Origin of the sequence: Flavobacterium fructosi, from assembly GCF_042787335.1 — a bacterium.
GTDB lineage: Bacteria > Bacteroidota > Bacteroidia > Flavobacteriales > Flavobacteriaceae > Flavobacterium > Flavobacterium fructosi.
Genome location: NZ_JBHZQA010000009.1, coordinates 95,775 through 119,975, shown reverse-complemented (window position 1 = coordinate 119,975; position 24,201 = coordinate 95,775). Strand labels below are relative to the sequence as shown.

41 protein-coding genes are annotated in these 24,201 nt (G+C 37.4%); 9 read left to right on the top strand and 32 right to left on the bottom strand.

Annotation, left to right across the window (positions count from 1 at the left end):
• Positions 1-168: 168 nt before the first annotated feature.
• From ACFX5D_RS13420 to ACFX5D_RS13385, 8 genes are all read right to left on the bottom strand, one after another.
• A complete protein-coding gene (locus ACFX5D_RS13420) occupies positions 169-531 on the bottom strand; it encodes a hypothetical protein (RefSeq protein ID WP_379858719.1) in 363 nt (120 codons plus the stop codon).
• A 1-nt stretch (position 532) separates the two neighbouring features.
• Positions 533-967, bottom strand: a complete 435-nt coding sequence (locus ACFX5D_RS13415) for a hypothetical protein (protein ID WP_379858718.1) — start codon at positions 965-967, stop codon at positions 533-535.
• A 4-nt stretch (positions 968-971) separates the two neighbouring features.
• The gene (locus ACFX5D_RS13410; protein WP_379858717.1) at positions 972-2,174 is read right to left on the bottom strand and encodes a DUF2586 family protein; all 1,203 of its coding nucleotides are present in this window, start codon (positions 2,172-2,174) and stop codon (positions 972-974) included.
• A 2-nt stretch (positions 2,175-2,176) separates the two neighbouring features.
• Complete coding sequence (locus tag ACFX5D_RS13405) at positions 2,177-2,509, bottom strand: hypothetical protein (protein ID WP_379858716.1); 333 nt, start codon at positions 2,507-2,509, stop codon at positions 2,177-2,179.
• A 1-nt stretch (position 2,510) separates the two neighbouring features.
• Positions 2,511-2,990, bottom strand: coding sequence for a hypothetical protein (locus ACFX5D_RS13400; RefSeq protein WP_379858715.1), 480 nt, complete (start codon positions 2,988-2,990; stop codon positions 2,511-2,513).
• Between the two features lies 1 nt (position 2,991).
• Positions 2,992-3,402: an N-acetylmuramoyl-L-alanine amidase gene (locus tag ACFX5D_RS13395; protein WP_379858714.1), complete on the bottom strand. Its 411-nt coding sequence runs from the start codon at positions 3,400-3,402 to the stop codon at positions 2,992-2,994.
• Positions 3,403-3,446: 44 nt separating this feature from the next.
• Positions 3,447-4,448, bottom strand: coding sequence for a hypothetical protein (locus ACFX5D_RS13390; protein WP_379858713.1), 1,002 nt, complete (start codon positions 4,446-4,448; stop codon positions 3,447-3,449).
• A gap of 104 nt (positions 4,449-4,552) precedes the next feature.
• Positions 4,553-5,698 carry an ATP-dependent Clp protease proteolytic subunit gene (locus tag ACFX5D_RS13385; RefSeq protein WP_379858712.1) on the bottom strand — a complete coding sequence of 382 codons (1,146 nt, stop codon included), beginning with the start codon at positions 5,696-5,698 and terminating at the stop codon, positions 4,553-4,555.
• Positions 5,699-5,895: 197 nt separating this feature from the next.
• On the opposite strand from ACFX5D_RS13385, the gene ACFX5D_RS13380 reads away from it, so the two are divergent.
• The 8 genes from ACFX5D_RS13380 (at position 5,896) to ACFX5D_RS13345 (ending at position 12,198) form a co-directional block, all read left to right on the top strand.
• Entirely contained in the window at positions 5,896-6,357 is a 462-nt protein-coding gene (locus tag ACFX5D_RS13380; protein ID WP_158614927.1) for a terminase gpP N-terminus-related DNA-binding protein, read from the top strand.
• A 7-nt stretch (positions 6,358-6,364) separates the two neighbouring features.
• On the top strand, positions 6,365-6,601 hold the full coding sequence (locus ACFX5D_RS13375) for a hypothetical protein (RefSeq protein ID WP_379858711.1): 237 nt from the start codon (positions 6,365-6,367) through the stop codon (positions 6,599-6,601).
• The gene (locus ACFX5D_RS13370) at positions 6,601-8,115 is read left to right on the top strand and encodes a hypothetical protein (protein WP_379858710.1); all 1,515 of its coding nucleotides are present in this window, start codon (positions 6,601-6,603) and stop codon (positions 8,113-8,115) included. The genes ACFX5D_RS13375 and ACFX5D_RS13370 overlap by 1 nt, the downstream gene beginning before the upstream one ends.
• Positions 8,115-8,528, top strand: coding sequence for a DUF1320 family protein (locus tag ACFX5D_RS13365; protein ID WP_126568816.1), 414 nt, complete (start codon positions 8,115-8,117; stop codon positions 8,526-8,528). Before ACFX5D_RS13370 ends, ACFX5D_RS13365 begins: the two co-directional genes overlap by 1 nt.
• A 3-nt stretch (positions 8,529-8,531) precedes the next feature.
• Entirely contained in the window at positions 8,532-9,782 is a 1,251-nt protein-coding gene (locus tag ACFX5D_RS13360; RefSeq protein ID WP_379858709.1) for a phage portal protein family protein, read from the top strand.
• 95 nt (positions 9,783-9,877) lie between these two features.
• Positions 9,878-11,050 carry a phage minor head protein gene (locus ACFX5D_RS13355; protein ID WP_379858708.1) on the top strand — a complete coding sequence of 391 codons (1,173 nt, stop codon included), beginning with the start codon at positions 9,878-9,880 and terminating at the stop codon, positions 11,048-11,050.
• A 73-nt stretch (positions 11,051-11,123) separates the two neighbouring features.
• Positions 11,124-11,636, top strand: a complete 513-nt coding sequence (locus tag ACFX5D_RS13350; RefSeq protein ID WP_379858707.1) for a phage virion morphogenesis family protein — start codon at positions 11,124-11,126, stop codon at positions 11,634-11,636.
• Complete coding sequence (locus tag ACFX5D_RS13345) at positions 11,611-12,198, top strand: hypothetical protein (RefSeq protein ID WP_379858706.1); 588 nt, start codon at positions 11,611-11,613, stop codon at positions 12,196-12,198. The genes ACFX5D_RS13350 and ACFX5D_RS13345 overlap by 26 nt, the downstream gene beginning before the upstream one ends.
• Here the strand turns inward: ACFX5D_RS13345 and ACFX5D_RS13340 are convergent.
• The 24 genes from ACFX5D_RS13340 to ACFX5D_RS13225 all read right to left on the bottom strand — a co-directional run bounded on the left by ACFX5D_RS13340 (position 12,195) and on the right by ACFX5D_RS13225 (position 23,280).
• A complete protein-coding gene (locus tag ACFX5D_RS13340; RefSeq protein WP_379858705.1) occupies positions 12,195-12,374 on the bottom strand; it encodes a hypothetical protein in 180 nt (59 codons plus the stop codon). The two genes, ACFX5D_RS13345 and ACFX5D_RS13340, sit on opposite strands and share 4 nt — an antisense overlap.
• A gap of 76 nt (positions 12,375-12,450) precedes the next feature.
• Positions 12,451-12,837: an FxLYD domain-containing protein gene (locus ACFX5D_RS13335; RefSeq protein ID WP_379858704.1), complete on the bottom strand. Its 387-nt coding sequence runs from the start codon at positions 12,835-12,837 to the stop codon at positions 12,451-12,453.
• Between the two features lie 11 nt (positions 12,838-12,848).
• Positions 12,849-13,100, bottom strand: a complete 252-nt coding sequence (locus ACFX5D_RS13330) for a hypothetical protein (RefSeq protein WP_379858703.1) — start codon at positions 13,098-13,100, stop codon at positions 12,849-12,851.
• A gap of 9 nt (positions 13,101-13,109) precedes the next feature.
• Positions 13,110-13,265, bottom strand: coding sequence for a hypothetical protein (locus tag ACFX5D_RS13325; RefSeq protein ID WP_379858702.1), 156 nt, complete (start codon positions 13,263-13,265; stop codon positions 13,110-13,112).
• 55 nt (positions 13,266-13,320) lie between these two features.
• Positions 13,321-13,449 carry a hypothetical protein gene (locus tag ACFX5D_RS13320; RefSeq protein WP_379858701.1) on the bottom strand — a complete coding sequence of 43 codons (129 nt, stop codon included), beginning with the start codon at positions 13,447-13,449 and terminating at the stop codon, positions 13,321-13,323.
• A gap of 48 nt (positions 13,450-13,497) precedes the next feature.
• Positions 13,498-13,815, bottom strand: a complete 318-nt coding sequence (locus tag ACFX5D_RS13315) for a hypothetical protein (protein WP_379858700.1) — start codon at positions 13,813-13,815, stop codon at positions 13,498-13,500.
• Positions 13,816-13,819: 4 nt separating this feature from the next.
• Positions 13,820-14,338: a hypothetical protein gene (locus ACFX5D_RS13310; protein WP_379858699.1), complete on the bottom strand. Its 519-nt coding sequence runs from the start codon at positions 14,336-14,338 to the stop codon at positions 13,820-13,822.
• Complete coding sequence (locus ACFX5D_RS13305) at positions 14,335-14,619, bottom strand: hypothetical protein (RefSeq protein WP_379858698.1); 285 nt, start codon at positions 14,617-14,619, stop codon at positions 14,335-14,337. The genes ACFX5D_RS13310 and ACFX5D_RS13305 overlap by 4 nt, the downstream gene beginning before the upstream one ends.
• 11 nt (positions 14,620-14,630) lie before the next feature.
• Positions 14,631-15,152, bottom strand: coding sequence for a hypothetical protein (locus tag ACFX5D_RS13300; RefSeq protein ID WP_379858697.1), 522 nt, complete (start codon positions 15,150-15,152; stop codon positions 14,631-14,633).
• Positions 15,152-15,655, bottom strand: coding sequence for a DUF4406 domain-containing protein (locus ACFX5D_RS13295; RefSeq protein ID WP_379858696.1), 504 nt, complete (start codon positions 15,653-15,655; stop codon positions 15,152-15,154). The genes ACFX5D_RS13300 and ACFX5D_RS13295 overlap by 1 nt, the downstream gene beginning before the upstream one ends.
• Complete coding sequence (locus ACFX5D_RS13290; RefSeq protein ID WP_379858694.1) at positions 15,655-15,987, bottom strand: hypothetical protein; 333 nt, start codon at positions 15,985-15,987, stop codon at positions 15,655-15,657. Before ACFX5D_RS13290 ends, ACFX5D_RS13295 begins: the two co-directional genes overlap by 1 nt.
• A complete protein-coding gene (locus tag ACFX5D_RS13285) occupies positions 15,984-16,199 on the bottom strand; it encodes a hypothetical protein (protein WP_379858692.1) in 216 nt (71 codons plus the stop codon). The genes ACFX5D_RS13290 and ACFX5D_RS13285 overlap by 4 nt, the downstream gene beginning before the upstream one ends.
• A gap of 126 nt (positions 16,200-16,325) precedes the next feature.
• Positions 16,326-16,586, bottom strand: a complete 261-nt coding sequence (locus ACFX5D_RS13280) for a hypothetical protein (RefSeq protein ID WP_379858691.1) — start codon at positions 16,584-16,586, stop codon at positions 16,326-16,328.
• A gap of 91 nt (positions 16,587-16,677) precedes the next feature.
• A complete protein-coding gene (locus ACFX5D_RS13275) occupies positions 16,678-17,034 on the bottom strand; it encodes a hypothetical protein (protein WP_379858690.1) in 357 nt (118 codons plus the stop codon).
• Positions 17,021-17,269, bottom strand: coding sequence for a hypothetical protein (locus ACFX5D_RS13270; protein WP_379858689.1), 249 nt, complete (start codon positions 17,267-17,269; stop codon positions 17,021-17,023). Before ACFX5D_RS13270 ends, ACFX5D_RS13275 begins: the two co-directional genes overlap by 14 nt.
• Before the next feature lie 87 nt (positions 17,270-17,356).
• A complete protein-coding gene (locus tag ACFX5D_RS13265) occupies positions 17,357-17,632 on the bottom strand; it encodes a hypothetical protein (RefSeq protein ID WP_379858688.1) in 276 nt (91 codons plus the stop codon).
• A 318-nt stretch (positions 17,633-17,950) separates the two neighbouring features.
• The gene (locus tag ACFX5D_RS13260; protein WP_379858686.1) at positions 17,951-18,703 is read right to left on the bottom strand and encodes a DUF3164 family protein; all 753 of its coding nucleotides are present in this window, start codon (positions 18,701-18,703) and stop codon (positions 17,951-17,953) included.
• Complete coding sequence (locus ACFX5D_RS13255; protein WP_379858685.1) at positions 18,704-19,000, bottom strand: hypothetical protein; 297 nt, start codon at positions 18,998-19,000, stop codon at positions 18,704-18,706. It abuts the gene before it with no gap.
• Positions 18,997-19,179, bottom strand: coding sequence for a hypothetical protein (locus tag ACFX5D_RS13250; RefSeq protein WP_379858683.1), 183 nt, complete (start codon positions 19,177-19,179; stop codon positions 18,997-18,999). Before ACFX5D_RS13250 ends, ACFX5D_RS13255 begins: the two co-directional genes overlap by 4 nt.
• A 2-nt stretch (positions 19,180-19,181) precedes the next feature.
• Positions 19,182-19,568, bottom strand: coding sequence for a hypothetical protein (locus ACFX5D_RS13245; RefSeq protein WP_379858681.1), 387 nt, complete (start codon positions 19,566-19,568; stop codon positions 19,182-19,184).
• 2 nt (positions 19,569-19,570) lie between these two features.
• Entirely contained in the window at positions 19,571-20,197 is a 627-nt protein-coding gene (locus tag ACFX5D_RS13240; RefSeq protein WP_379858680.1) for a hypothetical protein, read from the bottom strand.
• Positions 20,197-21,042, bottom strand: coding sequence for an AAA family ATPase (locus ACFX5D_RS13235; RefSeq protein ID WP_379858678.1), 846 nt, complete (start codon positions 21,040-21,042; stop codon positions 20,197-20,199). The genes ACFX5D_RS13240 and ACFX5D_RS13235 overlap by 1 nt, the downstream gene beginning before the upstream one ends.
• Positions 21,043-21,088: 46 nt before the next feature.
• A complete protein-coding gene (locus tag ACFX5D_RS13230) occupies positions 21,089-23,089 on the bottom strand; it encodes a hypothetical protein (protein ID WP_379858677.1) in 2,001 nt (666 codons plus the stop codon).
• Positions 23,089-23,280, bottom strand: coding sequence for a hypothetical protein (locus ACFX5D_RS13225; RefSeq protein ID WP_379858675.1), 192 nt, complete (start codon positions 23,278-23,280; stop codon positions 23,089-23,091). Before ACFX5D_RS13225 ends, ACFX5D_RS13230 begins: the two co-directional genes overlap by 1 nt.
• A gap of 106 nt (positions 23,281-23,386) precedes the next feature.
• Here ACFX5D_RS13225 and ACFX5D_RS13220 point away from each other — a divergent pair, with 106 nt between their 5' ends.
• Positions 23,387-24,082, top strand: coding sequence for a S24 family peptidase (locus tag ACFX5D_RS13220; RefSeq protein ID WP_379858674.1), 696 nt, complete (start codon positions 23,387-23,389; stop codon positions 24,080-24,082).
• The last annotated feature ends 119 nt before the right edge of the window (positions 24,083-24,201 follow it).

Genomic DNA, 24,201 nt, shown 5'->3' with positions numbered 1-24,201 from the left:
TAGTTTGTATTTCGGCATCCAGTGTTTTCAAATACATTGCCTCTTGGTAGAGTTGAGCCCATTTTTTAATAGAGAGCTTTTTGGGCTCTCTATTAAAATAACTTCGTATTAGAGCGTTACCTCTTTTGTAAAAATCATGTTCGTCATCAGATGAAATTTTTTCATCCTCTATCGCTTTTTTACAACGGCTTCCCTTCTTTTGAAAAGTTGAGCTAGTGCTTTATAAGCCGAGGCTTTCATTTCGTCATCTGTAAGTACAGCGTCAGAACCGCCAACTCTACAAGTATTGAAAAGTATTTTTAAACCGGCCATCTCTTCGCTTTTCTTAGCATAATCCGCTAACATTTGCAGTTGATCAAGATTTGGTTTCAAAAAATAAGTAGCGTGAGCCTCATTATCGTCATCTACAGTGATAACCTCATGAATGTACTTTGTGCCGTTTTTCGCTTTCAAAGCGGTTAACTCGGCATCATTTAAGTATCCTATTGGATCTACAATGGCTTCTATTTGTTCTGCAGTTTTACTTTCCATGTTATACGTTCCAGTCTATATGTGTACAAATAACTTCAACAGCTTGCTCTACTGTTTTATCTCCTTTTTTCACGGCTCTACCTACTTTGGTAAATTCTACATTACGAATAATGTCCTTGTAAATACGTGTATTATACGTGTATTGTACAATAACATCGGTAGGAGCTATATCTTGCAAACGCACTCCCGGAGGAAGCGAATCCATGATCGCAATAACTTCCTCTTGATAGAGTTTTAAACCAAACTTGGCTTTATAATCTCCTTCACCAACACCTATTGGCATTTTACCGGCTCCATAGATTAATTCTTTATCAATAGTATCGTCATACGATACTTCAGCTATTCCCTCTGCATCTCTTCCGAAAAGGTTTAAGGTTACTGAGTTCCACCCAGCCATACGCCCAAAGGCGTTTATTAATGTTACTACTTTTGCCATCTTTTTAGTTTAATGATAAATCAACCTCGAAAGTGTGAATGATTGCTCCTAATGTTACCGTCGTTTTAACCAATAAAGGCGTTTGATCGTTTGGGTTTTGTCCCGCAGGAATTACCAAATCAAATCCGCTTATTTCTGCCGCTACAAGCATAGCCTGTAATGGTTTTTTACCAATGTTTTCTAAATCAGTAATTGCCGTGTCCTTCAACTTTCCAGTTGTAGGATTACGTTGGAACCAACCACGGACCTTTGGTAAAAGAGCGTTTCTAATTCCTAGAGCTGCTTTGTCCCAAACACCGTTATTTTCTCCTGTTGAATAGTCTGAAGAGATTGCAATACAAGTAGGCTCACCATTTAAGTAAACACCTGCAAAGCCTTGAAAGCTTCCCGCATAGATGTATCCGTTTGTCGTCAATGTGTTTTTCTCCACATTGGTTAATGAGGAAACCAGTGTCCCATCGCTCAACGCTGCCGAAAGCCATAAGCCTCTCAAGCTATCCGTTAATGGATACGTTTGTTCGCCTTTTCTTTCGTTTGGCTTTGTGATGATATCAACAGATCCTAAATTTTCATTTACTTTTCTGGCGGCACGCATTCCTAGAATAGAACCGACAGCAGCATAATGAGCATAGGCCGCATCAAGTGATGCAATGGCAGGATCTTGAGCAATTACTAAACTTACTTTTCCTGCAGTAAGCGTGCGTCTGCTAATTGCATCTTTAGAAACGTTTCTTGCCTCAAGATAAATCCCGTTTAAGTAGATCTTATCCAGGAACAACTCGTTTATAAATAATTGGCACGCATTGATTTCAGCAACCATATCTAAGGTAACACCATCGGCATTATAAACAAATCCAATTCGTTTAATATCTGTGTTAGCTCTAATCAAAGCTTTGGCGGTCGCACTTTCAAAGAAAGCTTTAGCCGTGGCAATTTCAGTTACAATCAATTTCAAAGTTCCGTTTGGTGCCAACCTGAAAAATTCAGCAATATGATAGTGAAGTAAAATCGCTTCGTTTGCATCATACGCTGCATCAAAGCCCAAAGCTTCAGCAGCTAAAATGCTCGTAAGCTCAATAACTTCATTTGGCGCATTCGTCAATGGATCATTGACAAACGCCACCAATGCCATAACAGCATCGGTTGACGTTTCCGAGCGGTTTAATCCGCCTTGTCCTTTGTTTATTATTACACCGTCAAAACTCATCGTTAGTCTTGTTTAGGCGTTAACTCCTCTTTTCTAGTGGCAATAGCCGCTAAAACCGTGGCTCTCTTTTCGCCAGTTTCCAAGGAGGCTAATTCTTCCAAAGTTTCAACCGTTGGAATGAACTCGATTAATTCAGCTGCGGTTTTTTTAACTGCAGAGCCTTCTTTTGGTACCTCAATAACATCAGAACGTTTTACCGTTACAAAATCCTTATTGTGCATACGAGCTCTATCTTCCTTAAGGAAGGCTTGCTCATCAGGAGTTATAAACAACTCTTTTGCGGTTGGGTATTGTTCAAATACCGCAATTGCCGCTTTTTTTATTTCTGGATTCATTTTATAATTTTTTGAATTTGAATAATAGTAATAAGAGATAAAGCATTACCAGTACAAGAGCGGTGCGCCCTATGTAAATTTGTGTTTTCTGAAACCAAGTCAATTCATTCGTAATAACTGGCTCAGTAACTCCTTTGTAGTTCCTAATGAAAGTACTTTTCCAAAAAGCAAAAAGCTTTTCGGCTTCCGCTTCACAATCTACTTGTAACATGTTATCCTGGATAACTACTTTTGGAGGTTTCAATTTGCGCCCGGAGCTCGTTCCGGTTATCGCCTTAATAATAACTTTACCATTTTGACACTCTAAAAGTGCTTTGTAATAGCTGCTATCTTTCTCCAACGAGAAAACCGTGTCGTGTAGCGTTTCAATAATAGAATCTTTCGTTATTTCTTTTTGAATGATTCCTTTTTTAGAACTACAGGACGTCAGAGACAACAGTGAAATTGAAAAAATAGAAAAGTAGATTATTGCTTTTTTCATCTTATAGATTTTTGTACTCGTTTTTAGCGTCAAAACTCGGACAGGCTTTAGCGACATTTGGAAAGTCTCTATGTCCTTGAATTATGGCTTTTGGAAACTTATTTTTCATCTCTCTTAACAATTTTAAAAGAGTTGCTTTTTGCTCAGGCGTTCTAGTATCTTTTGCGTTGTTCTTAGAATCAACACCTCCTATATAAGAAATGTTAATCGTTTCAGAGTTGAACCCTTTTACACCATTCGATACTTTTTCAATATCTAACAAGTGAGCTATTTCACCATTAGCCTTAATTATAAAGTGGTAGCCGGGCATTTGCCATCCAAGATGTTCACGCCAATATTTTTGAATGTTTTCAACAGTTGCCGTTTGGGCTGTGGCGGTGCAATGCACGGCTATATACTTTATATTCCTCATTGGACTTTTGTATTAATATCCCCGCCGAAACGGGGATTATTAGTTTATGCTACTACACCATCAATGATTGCTGCCAAACCTTGGTCTTGGATTGCAAAACATCCAAAGTACAAGTCATATCCTACTACAGATTTTCTGTTTTCCGGATCTGCTTTTTTATCTCTGGAGAAACGTTCAACCGTTCCTTTTGCTTTTACACAGCTTGATTTGTGGAAAATAATAGAGGATGTTCTACCTGCAGTTACACTATCAAAAGCCAATTTTGCTTTTGTGGTGGCATGGTATGTTGGTGTATAAACCTCTTCGTAAATTTTGAAACCATAGTAGTTAATGGAAATAGTTCCATCTACTCTGTTATGGTACCCTTTTTCAAAGGCGGCATCTTCTAATAATAAGTCATTAGCATGTGTGGAGCTCATTACCCAGATACGGCCTGTTTTTGGCACGGAACCTGCATCTAATGCGGCTTTCAACCTGATTACATCTGCTTTAGACAATCTCTTACGGGTTCCATCGGCAGCTCCTGAAGTTTCAAGAACCGGAGTACTTGCGGAATTAGAAACCGGAGAAATAGAATATAAAGCATGTTCAGTTACTTTGATTTCAAGCTCTTCTTTCAACTCCATATTAATATCCCCCTCTTTATCGTAAGCAATAGCATAAAGCTCATCTTGTGTTACGTGTCTGTTTTCGGTAGAATATTTATTAAGGGAAACAACAACTTTTTCGTCATCTCTTCCGCTTGATACCATTGGGTACACCGTATTGTTAATTAATACAATCGGTGCGGAATCGCCTTTACGTTTTGGTATTTTTATGGCGTTATTACCCACCCAGCTGTCCTTACTTGTTACTTCAGACAACCATGTGCCTAAACTTCTGAACTTTGTTAAAATGAACTTCTCGTTCAATTCATTCAATAAATCACCATCAACGATGGTTACGGCTGCCATTGCAACTCCTTTTGGATGCTCTTTTGCAAAGCCTGTAGCTACTGCTAACACCATTAATACTAATCCGAAGATTATTCCAAATTTGTTTTTCATGTTTCTAATTATTGGGTTTTACTAACTTTTAAAAAAATCAGGCTACTGCTCATGGCTCTTTAGCCTGATTTTGTATGTCTATGTTTTTTCTTTTTCTTTTTCTTTTATTTTTCCAATGAGGCTACATAAGCCGCTTTGAATGCTTCAGGATCTTCCGCAGATAAGGTTTGTTGTTCGGCTTCGCTCATGTCTGCAAAAGCTTTTATTTTTCCTTCCGAGCCCGGAACAATAGCTGCTGATACTTTACCAAGAGCCGTTAACCCATTGATGTAACTTTCGCATCCTGAAAAGTCAGTCTTAGCCCAAGTTTTCAAGCTTTCGCCTTGAGCAGCGTTTACTTTTTTAGTGGCAATTGCACCGTTAATCAAAGTTTCGATTTTGGCGTTAGCTTCAATTCCTTCTTTGTTTGCCTTTTCGGCTTTCAAGGCAACTACTTCCGCAGCTGCGTCACGATTTGCTTTAATCGTTGCTTTGATTGTTTCTTCAGAAGCGTCTTCTGGAAGCCCTAAGGATAGAGCAAGGAGTTTTGGATCCATTGTTTTTAAAGGTTTTGTGTGATTTGTAATTCGTGGAATATTAGGAGAACCGCACGCCTTAAATAAAGCTTTGGTCTCTTTAGTAATCGCAGCATTTTTAGTAATGCCGGTAATAAACTTTTGCGCTACGGCTTCTTTAGCCGAAAGCCAAACATCGCCCGTTTTCCAATTGGCTTCAATTACTTCAGCTGTAATTCCTGTTTTGGCGGCATAAGCTTCTTTGTATTGGATAGACATATTTTGAAGCAACTTTAAACCGGACGCAATTGCATCCTCATTGCCGCTTAATCTTCCAGACGGCTTATGGTACATGAATTGTCCGTTTTCGGCTTGCTCGCAACTGTCTAATGAAATTGCAATTTTGGTGTAGGCAGATGCTAGAAGTGCTCCCGCAGTTCCTGTTTTAGAACCCGGAAATCTTTGGATTTGGTTTTCTATTTCGGCAGCTTGAAAAACATCACCACCCGGACCATTCAAATAAACGTGTACATCTTGAATTCCTTCCGCTAGAAACTCATCTATTCTCCTGGTAATTGCTTCGGCTGAATTATTCCACTCATAGATTACGCCTGTAATACTCAAATAGGCTTTGTTTTCTTTTGCCTCAGCAGTTATAACAAGAGGATAGTCGTGTGCTATTGCAGCAAAAGCCGCAGCAGTTACACCGGCTCCACCGGAACCTACAATGCATATATGTTTACATGTGTTCGTCATTTAGATTATTACTGTTTTCATGTGGATAAATGAATTATTGAGATGACAAAATTTGGGTAAAAAGAGAGGGTAAAAAAATCATAATTCTATCATAAGGAGTGTAATCCTGTTGACTAGGAGCGCATTCCCGATATTAGAAATTGACTGCGGTTGATTAGGTAATGATTATGCAATTTTGTGAGATAATCAGAGCATCAATGGCAAAAATTAGAGAGCAAAAGCTCGCAGAGGATTTATACATCAAAGGCAAAAGAACTGCCAAGGACATTGCCCAATTAGTTGGCGTCAGTGAAAAAACTGTAGGCGATTGGGTTGAAAAATTCAAGTGGAAAGAACGTAGGAATGCGTTACTGGGTTCTGCTCAAAATGGTTTATTGAATATCAACAACCTGATTGATGCGTATGCCGAAAAGCTTGTTGAAATGGAAAACGATCCCGAAGCTAAACAGGACCAGAAAACAAAGCTTGTAGATGCTATTGCCAAACTCAACAAAACCAAAGACGGCTTTGAAAAAGAACACCGAATTCCGTACAACACTTATATAAATGTGATGGATTTAATTATGAGCGACATGATTGCTAAAATTGAACCAAAACATCATTTAGTGTTATTAGAATTTTTTGAAAATCATACAAACGAACTAGCCCTTAAATACTAATTAAATTATGTTTAAACTCATATTAAACTTATTGCTCAATAGAGCCTCAGCCAAAGAATGGCAATTACAAATTGGTGCGCATCTTCTAAAAAAAGGGTGTGGATTTCACATAGGGCAAATCATTAAAGAAAAAAAATTGTACGGAAAACGGTATCGCGTAAAAGTGATAACGGGTCTTTTTTATGACTTTAATACAAACAAAATAAATCACACGGCCGAAAACAAAGTTCTAGACGCAGACTAATGAAAGTAGCTGACAAAATAGCTAAAGAAAGGATACTCGCGAAGATAAAACTCATTCGTGCATCTGACGGTAAAGGAAATCCAAACGAATCAAAAGAGGAAAGAAAAGCCGCTATAGAAAGGGCAAAGAAAGATTTTCCTTTTATGGTTCAAAGGTACTTTCCGCATTATGCTACGTTTGAAACTCCCGATTTCCATATAGAATACGCAAAATGGGTTAAGAAAGATAAAAACTTTCGAGGCTTTTGTGAATGGGGTCGTGGGTTGGCTAAGTCCGTTGTGTGCAATACCTTATTGCCGTTTTGGCTTTGGCTAAATGATGAAAAGGTGTACATGGTTATCATTGGAACCAACGCAAGTAAAGCCACTCAATTACTGGAAGATTTAAGGCTTGAATTTGAAAATAATACTCAAATCATTGCAGATTTTGGAGAGCAAAAAAAGTTTGGAGGTTGGGATGAAAAATTATGGCAAACTAAAGATGGTAAATTCATTGGTCAAGCTTTAGGAATAGGGCAAAACTGTAGGGGTTTAAGAGTTGGTCCTTTGCGTCCAAACTACATTTGTGTGGATGATATTGAAAGTAAGGAAACCATCAGTAACGAAAAGAATCAGGACACACTTGTAACTTGGATTGAGCGCTCATTGATTCCTACTATGGATGGTGAAACTAGAAGATTTATGCAGGCAAATAATGCTTTTGCGCCCATAATGATTCAAAAGAAACTACAAGCAAGGCATCCAAAATGGCGTGTTCATCATGTCAAAGCGTACGACTCCGTTACATACAAACCACGTTGGCATCAAAAGTATGATAAGAACTACTATAAGGAAATTGAAGACGATGACATATTAGCAGCTCAATCAGAATACAATCAGGAGCCACACGTAGAGGGTAAATATTGGAAACCTGAAGACATACAGTGGACTGCTTTACCCAGAATAGATCACTTTGAATGTATTGTAGGGCATTGGGATATTGCCTACTCCGGTAATCCAAAAGCCGATTACAACGCTGTAAGGATTTGGGGGCTAAAAGAAAAACAGTTTTACTACATCACTAGTTATGTAAAAAAGTCCAAAATGAAGCCTGCTGTGGAGTTTATGGCAGATTATCAAAAATGGCTACCAGACGGAGCAAAAATACTTTGGCGATTTGAGTCCCAATTTTGGAATGATGCCGTAAAAGAAGTTATTGAAAAGGTAGAAGAGGAAAAAAGCATTGATCTAAGGCTTACACAGGTAAACATTCCTAAAGGCAAAAAAGAAAGCCGAATTATTTCACAATACAGTTTCTACCAAAACAATAGGGTTTGGTATAATGAAAAAATGAAATCGCATAACGACACGATAGTTGGTAACGCATTATTATTAGGCATAGAACCCGGTTACACTGGTCACGATGACTCACCGGATGCAGATGAGCAATGCATTACCTTTTTATCAAAATGGATTCCACCAAAGCCACCGGGTAGACCAATGGCAGGAAGAGTTGAACGCAAACACGTATATTAATGGCACTATCTTTTTTAACTGAAGACGATTTAAAAACACAACTTTTTGAAAACTATATTGATGATAGTGTTCAGGAGGATTTGGTCGCACTGGACAATATTGAGCTACAACAAATTGCTTTTATTAAAAGTAAACTGCGTAGCCGGTTTGATACTGCCGTGGTGTTTTCTGAATCTGATTATGAGGACAAACCCATAGTTAAACAGGTGTTAACCGCTTTGGTTAATTATTTTGTGGTGAAAAGAAACGCTGCTCGAAAGATTCCAACGGATTTTAAGGACAACTACAATTGGGCGATTAAATGGCTCAATGATGTTAGGGATGGAATCGAAAGCCCGGAGCTTCCATTGAAAGCCGTGGAGCGCAAACAAGTCCTTTGGGGCAATAGTAAAAACGAAGACCTTTATTTATAATTTATGGCACAAGGAGCAAAAGTGGGTAAAACCTACGAAAACAGACCATCCAATATCATCTTACCAAAAAGCAAGTCGCTAAGCGTGCAAACCATCAAGAAATGGAAGGATGCTTTGACCTTGGCACAACTGGCCGAAAATGCGAATCGCAAGCCCTACATTGAGCTTTGCGACAGCATTTTATTAGACAGTCATTTGGCGTCAGTGATTGAAAGCCGTGTTTTGAAAATAAAGCAATCTAAGTTTAAGCTCGTTGATGCCTCAGGGAAATCCAATTCAGAAATTAGTAAATTGTTTGAGCAACCGTGGTTCAACTCTTTTATTTACCATGCTATCATGGCTAAGTTTAGAGGCACAACGGTTGTGGAGCTTTGGGACTTGAACCCGGAAACAATGGGCTTGGATAACGTTAATGCTATTGAGCAAGAAAACATATTACCGCTTAAAGGTTTAATTGTAAAAGAAAACGGTGACGAAACCGGCTACTCTTACAAAGAGGATCCTTTGAAACCATATTATATCCAAATTGGTAAAAACAAGGATTTAGGAATACTGAAAGATGTTGCTCCCGATGCTTTGACCAAGAAGTTTGCAAAAGCTTCATGGGCAGAATTTGTTGAGAAATACGGCATTCCGCCACGTTGGGTAACAACGGACAGTTATAGCGAAAGCCGTGAGAATGAATTGGCAGACATGATGGCTAATATGGTAAGTAACCATTGGGCAGTATTGAAAGGCAATGAGAAAATTGAGGTAATGAATTCCTCTGGTGCCAGTTCTTACGAGATATTCGATAAGTTAATTGATCGCATGAACTCTGAAATGACCAAAAGAATACTTGGTCAAGATGGTACCACCGATGCCAATGCCAAAGGAACGTATGGCAGTTTGAAAGTAATGCAGGATGTATCTGATGACCGTCATGATGCCGATAAAACTGATATTAAGGATTTAATCAATGCGGAGCTGCTTTGGCGTTTGCAATTGATTAGCCCGGTTTATGGAGTCTTAAAAAATTATACTTTCGATTGGGACGATTCCAAAGAAATGACACCTGCAGAAATTGTGGAAATGGTGGGTAAACTATCTACTGCAGGTTTTGAGGTGGACACTAAATTTATCACTGACAAAACAGGTATTCCGATTGTTGGATTAAAACAAGAGCCAACCACTCAATTAACAACGCTTGAAAGCACTCAAAAAAAAAAGTCTCAAAAGTTACAGCCAGTAGCTTTTTACAGAACGAAACTGTAGCATTTTATGATCATGTTTGTGACCATGATCACAGTGTTTATGAGGCGGTAGAACTTACTAATTATACTAAACTAATTGAGACTATCGCCAAGCAGTTGCACGATGGAAAATTAAAACCATCAGATCTAAACGGCGATTTATTGACGACTATTTTAGGAGATTTAAAAGGATCTATGAAAACCGGTTACGGTGATTCATTTTTGGATTATACTGCCAATGCCAAAAGCAAGCTACAGCTCAAGCAAAACTTGTATCGCTTTTCGGGTGCGAAAACCTTTCAGGAACTTGCTAAAATAAATTACTTTTTAGGCAATAATAAATCGTTTCCAGACTTCAAAAAAGAAGCTTTGAAAGTGAACCAGGAGTACAACGTTCAATATCTCGAAAATGAGTTTGTAACGGCAAATCGTTCTGGTGCAATGGCCGAGAAGTGGCAAAAAATAAACGATCAAAAAGTTTTATATCCAAACCTAAAATACAAAACGGTAAAAGACAACCGAGTTCGTGAAGAGCATAGACAGCTCCACGATGTAATCAAACCTATAGATGATGCATTTTGGGACAAATGGTACCCGCCAAACGGGTGGCGTTGTCGATGCTATGTTACTCAAACAGATGAACCGGCCACACCCGGAACCGCAACCGGTGAACCTACGCCCGGCTTTCATGGACACGTAGGCAAAAGCAACATGACATTTAATGAAGAGGAACATCCTTACTTTATATTTCCTGCTGCCGATGCTAAGAAAATCAAGGCAAGCTTTGAGAACTTGAAGCTCGCAGAACCGGATTATAATTTAGTACACACTAACAAAAAAGCTGAGCTTGAAGTATCCACCTGGGCGGATCCTTATGATATTGAAATCAATCATAAATACGCAAAAACACTGGTAGACGAATTGGGGGTTAGTGTCAAAATAAAAGCGCACAGCGAGTTTATAAAAGACCGTAAAAACCCCGAATATGAAATCAATGGTTTGAATTCTGACTTAAAAAGCATCCAATCCGTAAAAGGGATTACAAATGGTTTTGATGCTGCTAAAACACAAATGGGTATTGGTAAAAATCACTATTCAGTAGTGTTCAATTTAGATAACCTGAAGAAAGTAAAACTAGCCGATATCACTAAACAATTATCTAATAAGTTCAGCGCTACAAGAGGCAAAAACATTGATCGTGTTTTCTTTATTCGAAAAGGTAAGGCTGTGGAATTAACGAGAGATAATATACTTAAAAAAGAGTACAAAGCATTAGAGGCAATGCTATAAAAAAGGGAGAGGGCTTGCATCATTACTGATCCGCGCCCTCATGTTATAGTACAAAGATATATAAATATTCAACATGTTAGACAAAATCCCAAATTTTCAACAAATTGGCAAGCAATTAATTATTGACGCCCAGACTATTGCAGAGGTTGAGATGATCAACTTTATAATGGGCAATTTTGAAAAACAAGGTTTCCTTGACAGTTCAATTGTGCCGTGGGAAGGTCGGAAAAATGATGCTGATAGTGGTCGAGCGATACTTACTAAAACCGGAGCTTTACGGGATTCTGTAAAAATATCAAGCAGCAGCACTAAACGTGTGGTTGCCACTTCAGATTCTAAATATGCCAAAATTCACAATGAAGGTGGAACAATCAACATTCCGGTAACGGCAAAAATGAGAAAGTTTTTTTGGTACAAATACAAAGAAACCGGACAGGCTAAATACAAAGGAATGGCTTTGACAAAGAAAACGCATTTTACTGTAAATATCCCAAAAAGACAATTCATGGGTGAGTCAGTTTACTTCAATAATCTGATTGATGCCAAGTTTAAAAAAATGATTGTACAACGATTCAAAGCCAGTTAAACCCTATTTAAATATGAAAGATTTAAAAAACTTATACCTAGAGCACCAAACTAGAGTTACCGATAATGTACCGGAAATAAAGCATAGCGATTTATGGAGTGAGCAAGTTTCCTTTATGGCCGATGAGCATCCGTTTAAATCTCCTGCAGTATTTTTTGGGTACCGAGTTTTATCAGCAGAGGACCAAGGAGAAAAAATACAAGAACTGCGTTTACAAGTTGATGTGTATTTATTTTATGAAACATTTGCTGATACAGCAAAAGGAAGCAAGAAGCAACAAAAGGCCCTTGATTTTCTTGATTTACTGACCAAGATAAACGCCTGTTTTCACGCCACTTTTGGCAATTATTACAGCAACATGCGCCGTACTGGTTTTAACCCCGTAGAAACGGGCGGAGCGGGTATTCTATACGTACAGCGTTATGAATTAATCATGACAGACGATTCTGCAAGTGTATTGTACGAAAACTTGAAATTTGAGCAAATGGAAATGGAAGTAATTAGGGAAGAGGTTCCGCCGGTAGGCAATCAGAGTGGCTTATATGGCACTATTGAAGTTTAACGATAAATATAAGTCTCAATAGTTTTTGGACGTAAGTAAAATTTTTGAGCAGCGGCGGCAGTACAATAGGCAATAGTGTATTTTTTGACACCAAACTCCATAACAGCACTCAACTTATTGAAGTAAGCTACAATTTCTTGTTTTTTTTGATTTTGAAGTTCAATATCTCTAGCCATGTTACAAATATATAAACCTTTTTGTAATAAAAAAAGCCCACTTTTTTAGAGTGGGCTTTTGATTTAAGAGTATTTATTATTCATACATTAAGGGAGTTACTTCAGTTCTATAGGTTGAAGCTCCAACAACATCCATTGCTAAACAATCCACTACTTTTGATGCTCCTGATGCTAAATTTAATATTGTTCCCAATCCGGTTCCTACAATATTGCCTTTTGCGTCTTCATATATTACTTTAATTTGCCCTGAGTTCAACAATTTATCCGTGTTGTTTTTTACTTCAACATGTACGGTTCTCATCATTTCGGTGTTTGTTTCGCTCGATTTTACTACCTCAATATCTTCTTTTGACGTTTCGGCAACTTCTGCTTTGCCCTCCGTTTTTTTGTCGCTGTCAGGTAATAATAAGCCCAAAACGATAATACCCACAATTACAATTCCAATCCATTTTAATACTTTCATAATTTCATTTTTTAAGGTTGTTTTTCTATTGTTATTGGTGCCGGTGGCTGATTCCTAATAAGCTTATCAAATTCTTTTAAAAGCTCCTGATTAGCAGTAAGTATCCATTCTATAATTTCATAAGGATTGGCACCTCTAGTCAAAAGCTCAACCACCTTATGCGTATATGGGTCTGTGCTAAAATTATTATCAATAAATTGTTTATTGAACTTAGCTATTACTTCGAGACGTTTTTGCTCTATTTGTTCATTTGTTAAATCCATAATGTTATTTTATTTACAAACACCACACTCACCACCATCTTTTGCACAATGCTTGCAATACTTACAGTTTTTACAGGCATTACAGCTTTTAGAACCGGTGCATTTTTTGCCGTAATAATCATATGCAAATGCTGATCCTGCAATCATAAGTCCAAGGGTACTCATAATGATAATTTTTTTCATAGTTTTGTTTTTAAGTTATACCAAATCTAGTTAATATTTATAAAGTGATTGCTACTGTAATTAAAATTAATCCTACAATAATAAACAACCTTTTCAAATTGCGTTTATACGCCCGGTCTATTTCTTTTATTTTTCGATGGTGATCTTCCCAAATTTCTTGCATCATTTCAAAGGTATTAAGTTAGTTTTATTGCTCCTTACGGTTTTCCTCATTCTAAAAATTAATTGTGTAAATGGCGGGTGTAAAAAAACTGGGGTTAATGTGGTAGTCTTTAAAAAAAACCACTATTTCATCCTTAAAATGGGATTGTACTTGAATATCAAAATATTTTGAGTGTGTCAATAGTATTGCCGCATTATGGTCTATATAATTAACCATTGGATAACTCCTTAAAATAATTTGTAACCAATTTGGTAGACTGATAATTAACTCATCCGATTGGCAATTCATTGCATGGAAATCATAGATAGCAGACCTTAAAAAATGATGGATTGCTTGAATTTCTGATTGATTTATTGATTTTATGCTCATCTTTTTAATACTTTAAGTCCGTCCAATGAATCAACTTACCCGTGAAATTTTCATTGAAGTATTCAAAGAACTCTTCCGGGGTATCAAAGCCATCGTTTTTAGACAATTGCTCAATTGCTTCTTTTTTTATAGCAGCTCCATCAATATACACTCTTGCGTTTCTATTTTTATAAGTGTATTTATATTCTAAAAATGCATTACATTCTTGCCTATACCATAAAACTGTTATTTTTTGAACACTTACCACTTGCAGAACCGGGGCAAACCGAAACATATCTTTTTGACGGCAATTAATAAAGAAATGGATTTCTGTTCCCACTTTCCAACGGTCTTTTTTATCTTCCCGGATGGTGTGGATTTTAGCACTATAATTTGCTGGCGGTTTACTTTTAAACTTTTCTTGAAAAGACTTTAAAAATAATTCTGTATGATAAACTCCAATATATTTATCAATACCTATTAAAATCTTCTCTACAAAATAGGTAGGCTTTCCGTTAAGTTGTGTACTGAATGGTAGTATCATGACAAGTCGGTTGTTACATTATACATTGAAATACTGATCACATCGTCAACATAAAAAGACATACTTTGATGCCTTGATTCGTGCCTTTTTAATTCTGGCACCGCTGCGTTACCTTTATATTTTAATAATGCGTTTTTGTACAATTGAACTATATATTCGGTTGCTTCACTTTTAGTGCTAAAGAGAATACAGTCGACCGTATTCAACTCATTTAAAATTAGCAGCTGCAGCTTGTTTTTTGTGGAGTAGGTTTTAGTAACCTTAGTAAATTGTTTTGCCATTTTTGGTGTTTTTAAATTTTTCTGTCGGTTTTGCGTTTTGCTAAATCGGCTATCATGGGGTTAAAATTCTTTGTGGGTACCGCTTCCTGGTATTCATCGTTAAACCGTTCCTTATTTAACCATGTTGCCAATAGAGCTTGTGCAATTTTCGATTGTGCTATCCTTTTTTTATATTTTGGTACTTGGATAAAACATTTAATCTTTTCGGCTTCAGTTAACTTGTCAAAGGACTTTTCGGCATCTTTTCGCGACTCCTTATAACCATAAATATTCCACAATGCTTCAAAACTTAAATCGGCTACTGACTTTTCAATTATAAATACTTTGGTGTATTTTTCTTGTTTCATCCAAACGCTTTGAATAATGCTTTCGTTGGCAGGAAAATTGGCGGAAAATAGCCATTTCATTTGTCCGTCATTCAATTGTCCCTCACAGATTTCAAATAGCTTTAAATTGCCGTTTAAATCGTATTTAAATAGGAATATCAATCCTATTTCTTTTCCTTTGGCTCGGTAGGTAGTTAGTTGCTCCATTAAATAATTGTTTCCAGTTCGTAGTAAATTTGGATTCCTAACTTGGTGGCCGTCCTGTGCTCAATCATTGCGCCCTTGCTGTCCGTGTAACATGGCAGCATATAAATAGCGTCGCAAAACTCCAAAGCTTCAAGACACTTATTCATTGCCACGTCCCAGTCTTCTTTTGGGTTGTTTATCAGCTCAATTGGGTTTATGACATCAAAGCCTTTTGCCTCGAGTTCGTCCTGGGCTTCTTTGAATTTTAGTGCGGTTGGTTCTGCGGGTAGTCCGGTTACTTTCCCGGCGATGTAGATTGTTTTATTCATGCGAATTTTTGATTTAAGTGGGTGGTAAATGTTTGATACTGATTTTTGTGAGTACCTTGGAAAATACAGTTCAATAAATAACAAGTAGTTTTTTTTGAGCTTTTCGATTTGCTCCGGTGTCCTTTTATTGTCCTCTTCAATATCATCTATAATAATATAATTTGGGAGGTTCTTTAAATCTCTTGACCCACTCATTAGGCTAATTTTTGGTTTAACTCATTGATTGTTTTTTGAATTTCTTGCCTAATGTATGGTTCTTGAACCCCCTCCAGTTGTTGAATTAACAGCAACTCTAACATATCAGCTTCGTGAAACTTTAATGAGACTTTAATTTTCTTTTTTGCATCAAAAAGGTTCATTTTTGCTTTTATATGAACCGCTTTTGCGTCTAATTTAGCGGCAACATCAATAGCAATTGATAAAGTTGATTTGTGTCTTCTTGTGAATGCTTTAGTATTGTAAACCGCCTCTATTGTGGCGGCTATTATTAGGGCAGTTTCAGGATTTAGCTTTAAATCTATTTTCATTTTGGAGTTTCTTTATAATCCTCAAGCGGACAGTTATCAGGTATTGTTAGTGTGTGTTGTGAAATATCCCCCGTTTGGCTTTCGGCAATCAAAAAATGAGGAGCATTGGGAAACATACATATAGCAAAACTGCTTTTGCTTTCTCGGCGGTTGTCTGCGATAACGCAGAATTCACACTCGTTACATTCGGATATTACTTTAGCTATTTTCATGCACAGTCAGTTTTAGGTTTTTCTAATTCTTTTTTACAATGAGCGCAAATAATCACTGTCGTTTCGCAAGTGGCTGTTACTTTTAAAACTTTGACTCTAGTTAGTGAATGATTACAGTTTTCCATATTAATGAATCAATCCACAATTTGAGCAAAACGCTCGACCTTTTTTCACTTTTACAGGCATTTCAATTTCACAATCAAAACAATAAAGTTTTTCAGTCTTCGAATACTCGGCACAATACCGGTCATTATCTATTTCGTTTTCTATTTTATGTTCGGCGTCCATAACATCTAATGCGCTGGCAATTCCAACAAAAAGACCCGTAAGAAAACCAATTGATGCTAGTATAACTAGTCCTATACCTATAAGAATTTTTATTGCCATTACCTCCATGTTGTTTCATTTGGGCAGCATCTTTTACCGCCGTTTAACTTTTTTTGAATGCTGTAGAAAATTGAGTTTAAAAACTTTTTTATCATTTGTACTTTGATTTTACGATGCCTTTGAAAGCTTCTATTATCTTGGAAACCTCTTCCGGTTCCATGTCTTTTAAAGGCTTGTTAATTGGTGATTTATCACTTTTTAAAAACTCGCTCAATCTATTAATGTCTGGAACTTCGCCCCATTTGCCATTGGGTACCACCCATTGTGCTTGACGGAGTAGTGATAGGATTGTTTTGTGCTGTTGATTATTTTTGTCGAACAATCCCCAGTTGCTTTTGCCGTGGCCTCTGCCACCTTGTACAATGGTTTGCAATTGCTTTTTTGGGGCGTTGTAGTCGTCAATTGCGGAACCTTGTCCCTCGTACACGTATGCTTTAGTTGCTGTCATAGCTGTCAACTTTTTTAATTGATTTTACTTTGTGATTTAAAAAGCCATAATTAATATGTGGCGGTTTGTGAAGGGGTAACTCTTCGCCAACGACAAGCATTGTCTCAATTGGAATTATTCCTCCCGCCCAAATTTCCTTTTGAAAAGGTTTTGCGTCAATGATTACACCTTCCTGGTCTGTAATTAATTCTAAAAAGTCCTGTCCGTTATCTTCTAATTCGATTATTGTATACATTTTGTTGTTGTTTTAAATTTGCTCCCGAGGCGGGACTCGAACCCGCAAAAGCCATTTTCACTCGGGAAACCGAATTAACTAACCAGATTATTTTTTGCTGTCCTCTCTGTCTTGAAAAATCAATTTGTTACAGATATGATTGAACTCTAACGGATCGGGTGATTGTCCCGTGATTTTGCTAAAGATGTGTTGTGGTACTCTTGTCCCTAAGACGTGAAACAAATCATTTAAATTCCCTTCTTTAGACACTTTATTAACATCAATGTAGTAATCACTTTCTTCGTCAAAAACGGACTGTAGTGCGCTTAAAATTTTTGCTTGAAACTGAATTTGAATTTCTTGTTTTTTGTTTTTTTCTGGCATTTTTATAAATTTTATAAGTTGCCTTGGTGTGTTTTTTAAAGGCTTTGTTATTGATTACTAATTTTTGGTAATTTCTAAATGCGGTTAACTCTTTACTGGATAAATCGTGTTTGCATGTCCAGTTATCCAAGCTATCTTTATATACTAAATGACCGTTAACCTCGTATTGTTCGTGATCTGTTATTGGCTTGATTGTTACGCTCATTTTCCATTTGTTTAAAAGTGGTTCTTATCTTAAATCGTAGCCAAATCACATATTCAACGATGGCTTTCCCGTTGAGCACTATTAGCAGGATTGCTAATAGTGCCGTTACTGAATTACTCTGGTGCATTGGTTTCTGCAATTACTTCGTTGTAAAACTCAAACTTGTAGCCTTTAGAAAAATCAACCGCAGACATAGACAAAGGGATTGGAGTTTTGTTTTTGTTTTCGTCAATCAGTGCCGCTTCAACGAACCAAACCGAGCGCACAGGCTTGTATGATTTACTTATGATGTCAACACCATCGGTAAACTCTTCATCACTGAATTTGGCTGTTAATTTTTGCAGCTCTAAAACTCGACTACCTTTTAGGTTTCCTTTAGCGTCTTTTTTCAATAGGTTAAAAACCATATCAACCAAAGCAGCGGTTTCCGTATCTTTTGCAAGCGAGCTAATGTATTTTTCTACTTTAGCAATCCCGGCGTTTACCGTATCGTCCCAACCGTCAGTAATGCGGTAGCCTATTTGTACTTCGCCACCTTCAAAAGAGAACGTGTGGGATTGCTGTTTTTCCTTTACTCCAAAAACTTCTGATTTTAGTTTAAGGATATCCTCGAAGTACTGAAACGCTTCTGTTTTTGCATTAGACAGCACCTCAGATGCTAATGCGAGTTTAAAAATGGCTTTCGGTACTGTTTGTTCAACTAGTTCCTTATAAGCGATTCTATCGGCGTCTTTTTTAGTTTCCTGTGCCTGTAATGCTGCTTTTAGTTGTGCAGGTGAAAATTTGGTTAAATCTACTGCCGGTGCTTCCATTGTTGCTGTACTCATAATTATTGCTTCTTTTACTGTTATATTATTGGTTTCCATTTATTTTAAAATTATATCGGAGGAAAAGCCGCCCCATCCCGTGGCGTGTATCTTCTCGATGGTGAACTTGATTTTTGCCTCAATTGCTACCGGTATTTTATACTCCCGGACTTCGTGGCTAAAGGTTTCATTGTTGGCGTGGGATAATTGCGAAAGCAGTGCGCCACGCTCTTGATTGATGCAGATGCGTTCCCCAACTTTGAATACATGAATGCGACCTTGTTTTTGCAAATCCGAGCAATACACGAGCACGTTGTGTAAATCTTCTAATCGTTGGTGTATGTCTTCGTTTCTCATTTGCTGTGGAAATTATGGTTTCTTAAATCGAAGGTGTCACGCTCGTAGGTTCTACCTAGTTGTTGTTCTTTTAGCTTGCGCAAATCGGTTTCAATTGTGGTGCGGTTGGCGTGGTTGGGATTATCTCTTAGCCATTGCTCTAGTTCTGCTATTTTATTTTTTCGATGCTGTGGGCTCATTGTTAATTTTGATTGAATGTTAGACTTGGGATTTTTACACCGTGAACTTTGAGGTAACTCACCGCTCTTGTTTTTTTGATTTCCTGCAGTAGTGCTGTTGGGCGTATGTTGAACATGCCATACGTACAGTCGTTATAAAAAGTTTGATAATCCTTTACTGGAATGTTCTCATCATAGCGCTGTGTCATGGTGGCAAACTTTTCCTCACATTTTGCATATTCCATTAAATACCATTTATTGACTGCCGAGTTTGCTATTACTTTTTGAAACTCTCTAGCGTTAATGGTTACGCTTTCGCACCATCTTGCGTATGATCCAAAAATCATATTTTCGTAATCCTCGGCAGTCATTTGTAATTTTTGAGCGGTTGTTGTTGTTTTTGTACTCATGGCTATTTTATTTTTAAATCAAATTGGGCGGCTCCTTGCTCCCAAATGGTATAGGGTTCTTTATCTCCTCCAAGGCGACTTAAACACATCGCCCGGTAACCTTCAACTCTGATTTTGACATCAGCATCATATTTCACAAACTTGGCAAGCGATCCCTCCGGGTTCTTGCCATCTGCATGGCTTATGAAAATGAACAACTTATTATGAAACTCCTCCTTTAAAAGTTTGTACTCCTTTTTATTTAGTCCCGTGTACTGCAGGGAATCAATGAAAATAATGTCTGGTGATTTCTTGCGCCTCAGTCGCTCTTTCAAGTCGTCTATTCCTTCCCGGTTGCCTATTGTAAATCTGCTTTTAACTTCCTGCATGTTCTGGGCGACGATGGCATTTTGCATGGACTTTCGTGCGCCCTCTTCCAGTGTATTGTAAAAAACTTTTCCTGATAGCGTTAAGGCTTTTGCTAATTGAAGACTGAAACCCGTTTTACCATTGAAACTCTCACCCCATATAATCCAAATCCCTGAGCATTCCGGCGTACCTAACAACTTTTTAAATTCGGGCGGTAACTCTAATTCTTTGAACTTCTTTTTTGTTATTTCGTCAACCGAAACGGCTCTTTTTACTGCCATTAAACTCTGTTTTTTACAGCGTGAATTTTTCGTTTTACTCTTCTTAGGTCACATTCTGAATCGTTGAATATTTCCTTGATATCCTTTGTGCTTTCTACTCCGTTTGCAATGCATATTTGGGTAACATCATTGTAGTTAACTCCTTTCAGCTCTATAAACTTGCGACCGATACGAGAGTTGATTTCTTTGTATCCTTTGCGGTTGAGTTTGATTCCCTTGCTTATTCTTTTTGAAAGGTGATCTGTTGCACAAAGAATGATTCCGCAGTGGTCTTCCAGTCTATTATATAAAGTGATAAAGAAGTATAGCACGGTGTCCGGAAGTTTGTCCGCTTCATCCAAAATAATAAGCGGGTTTTGTTGTGATTTCAGTTTCTTTACGATTTCGTTCATCATTTCGGCAACCGTAAAACCGCTATAATCAACACCCATTGAAGTTAGGAGCTGCACCAGGAACTCTTTGCGATTCCAATACTCAGCACAGCTCAACAAATACGCATTTTTATTGTCAGACACGTAAAGGTCAAAGCTCTTAGACTTGCCGGAACCTGCATCACCGGTCATGGCAAAAACATTGGCGTTTTGTTGTGCATCTGTCAAGAATTTTGAAATGATTTTAAAGTCAGTTGTTTCAACAAAAACCCATTCTTTAGAACTGTGTCCTATTTGAGAGGCCACGTTTCTCCACATCGTTTCTGAGATGTTTTCCCAGTTGTTATTCATTATTTGCGAAAGCAAGGCAGAGGAAACGCCGTTTAATGAATTGGCAGCCTTATTTTGGCTTCCCTTTTGATTGATAAAAAGGGCTAGTTTTTCATGTACTTGTTTTTTGAAATCAGTTGTCATACTTTTGTTTTTTTAAATTTTGGTGAATTCGGGGTGCAACCCGTTTTTACATTAATTGAGTATAATCAAACTCTTGATCATCCTCTGTGAGAACCGCTTCGCTTAATTTCTTTTGATACTGAGCGATGTCGGTTTTTTCTTTTTTAACTCTCTTGGAGTTGACACCTTTTAGTTTTGGGTTTTTATATCCGTAGCTTTCGGCAGTCATGTTGTGTTTTTGAAGGTTCGCTTCCGCTTTTTCCTCCGTTGCAATTCGTATTTTCTTAGTGGCTTCGATTTGGTCTCTGTAATATTGAGACTCCCAATCTTCTTGCTCTTGCTGTCCTCTGTGTATTTCTACTTTCGTTTCAGCAGCTCTCACAAATTTCAATCCTAGTGGCGTTTTCTTGTAGAGATAGATCAAACTCATATCGTCCGGGTCAAACTTGATGTGAAACTTTTGGCTCACATTTTCAATATGCCATTCCTGGTCTATGGCTCTTGAATTTTCTTGGTAGACTACATATTCATATTGAACTGTTTTTTCTTTGAAGCTAATCCCGCTAGAGTGGCACTGTATTGGTAGGTTTCTCTCAATCCAAAAGAAGTCAACCATTTGAAACGGCGTTACTTTTGGGCAGTCCGGGTTTTCACTGTCAAAATACATCTCAATACGTGGTAAGCCTGTTTTTGGGTGCGGTGCCTGATTCCATTCGTTACGCTTTTGCTCGTATTGTGCTTTTAGTTGGGCAAACGTTGGTAACATTTCAGTATTCGCAAGAACAAACTCCATGTTAGCATGGCTCGAAACTTTTTTCGACGTGATATTTTGCCCAGAATAGTTTGGTAATTGTGCCAAAAACTGAGTTTGGAATCTTCCAAATGCGCTCTCAATCGTTTTTGATTTACCATTATAAGGCTGTGTTTTAATGGCTAAATGGCTAATTTTATCAAAGAAACCACCTGAGTGAAGCTTCTTGTTACCGGCACCGTTATCAAGTGATATTTGGTAAGGTCTGTGTTCTGAAACTTGAATTGCCATTTTGAAAGCTTGGTATCCTGCCTCGTAATCTTCCTTCTCTGAAATGTGATATCCTAAGAATACTTCGCTGTACGCATCCATAACCTCGTACACATTTATAGTTTTCATTTTACCGCTTGCATCCTGATAGTAAAGATTGATTTTGGTACCATCTGAATACCAAAGTGAATCTCTCATGGATGGCAAAGCCGTTTTGAATGACATGGTAAACTTTTCTTTGAATTTCAATTCCCCAAAACGGTACCCGTACCATAATGGCTCAATCTTAGGATCTGTTAGGAAGTTAATAAGCGATTGCTCTGACTTAATCATTTTCCACTCTTGCTCTTCCGCTTCGGTGTTGTATTCTTTCAAAAGTTGGTTATAATTTGCTACACGTTTCACACGGTCGCACCAACGAGCCAAAACAAATGACTTGGCATCATCGTTAATTTTCTCCGCATTTTTAGAACCAAAGGCTTTGTGTATAAAAACCCCGTAACCATCGTTTAAGTACTGTTTAACCTTGTCTCTAAGGATTCTTTGATTTCTTGGAAGCGAGTGCGGGTAAGTATGTTTTGGCAATTCTGAAACCACCTCTGCAATACGTTCCCAAACATTTACTTTAGAACCTGCTAATGCTTTTCGTTGTGCTAATTTTGAATTAACGATAGTGTTGATTGCATTTGCGATTGAAGCGTTACAGCAATATTCTTTAATGTTTTTCTCTGGGAGCGCTTCGCCACTGTCAAGCGTATAGTTTCTAAAAAATTCGTATGCTTTTTGATCGTCAAGGATATAATCAGTAAATGTGATAGTCGTCACCTTTGCGTAAGGATCTCCGGCTAGTTCAATTACTTTATTTTTTATATCTGATCTCATGGTGTCGAATTGTATTAGTGCTTTACGGCCATTACCGCCTGTCGTCATTTTTTTGAGGTGGCCTCTTGAACATAGTTGCTTATAATTAGGCTCGCTAATTATTCCGCTTTCTACAATCCAAGAGGCTTGTACACAAAGGATATTATTTTGATAGTATTCAAACATTATGATTCTTGGTTAGGTTCAAAAATTTCCAACATTACTTTTGCGTCTTTTAAAATTGCTTTTGCTAAATCCGTATTGTTGTCACGTTCGCCTTTTAAAACAAGGGTTATATAGGTCGCAGTACAATCGTGTTTTTCTGCAAGAGCCGACTTATTTATTTTTTTTCTTTGTGCTTTTGTAAAGTGCTCCATTTTTTCGTTAGCTTTGTTTTAAATTCTGAACAAATATCGAAACAAGTTTCGAAATAAAAAAATATATTCGAAAGTTTTTTCGAAAGTATTTTATAATGCTTTATAAATGAGTTCTATAAACAAGAAGATTGACGACATAGCTAACGAGCACTACGCAGGCAACAATTCCGCCTTTGCTAAAGTTATGGGTACAAGTGAGGCTAATATTCGTAATTACCGTAAGGAAACGATGCCAAAACTCGAATTCGTCGTAAAACTCAGAGAGATATTCGAAATAAGTTTCGATTATTTATTATCAGATTACGTAGACCCGGCTAAATCTAAAATAGGCGAGCCTAGCACGATCTATAAATTGAAAACTGACAGATCAATAAAGGATCAAAGAGTTCCTTTATACGACATTGAGGCGACAGCCGGAATGGTAGAGTTATTCAGGAATAAAAACGGCAAAACAAAACCAGTAGATTTTATTTCAATACCAAATCTTCCAAAATGCGATGGTGCAATTTATGTCACGGGCGACAGTATGTATCCGTTATTAAAGAGTGGCGATATCGTAATGTACAAAGAGCTAAACAACTCTATAGATAATATTTTCTTTGGTGAAATGTATCTATTATCAATTAATCTGGACGGGGAGGAATTTGTAACCGTAAAGTGGATTCATAAATCTGATAGAGGCGATGATTTTATAAAAATAGTTTCGCAAAATAGCCACCATCAAGCAAAGGATGTTCATCTTAAAAACATAAAAGCCTTAGCACTAATAAAAGCATCAATAAGGATCAATTCCATGAGTTAATTATTTTTTTCAACTGATTCCGCAGACTAAAACCTTGTAAGCCCTTGTAAATAGGGCTTTTTTATTGCCGTATTCTAAAAAAACATAGGTATTAAGTATATACTTAAATGCTTTTTTAA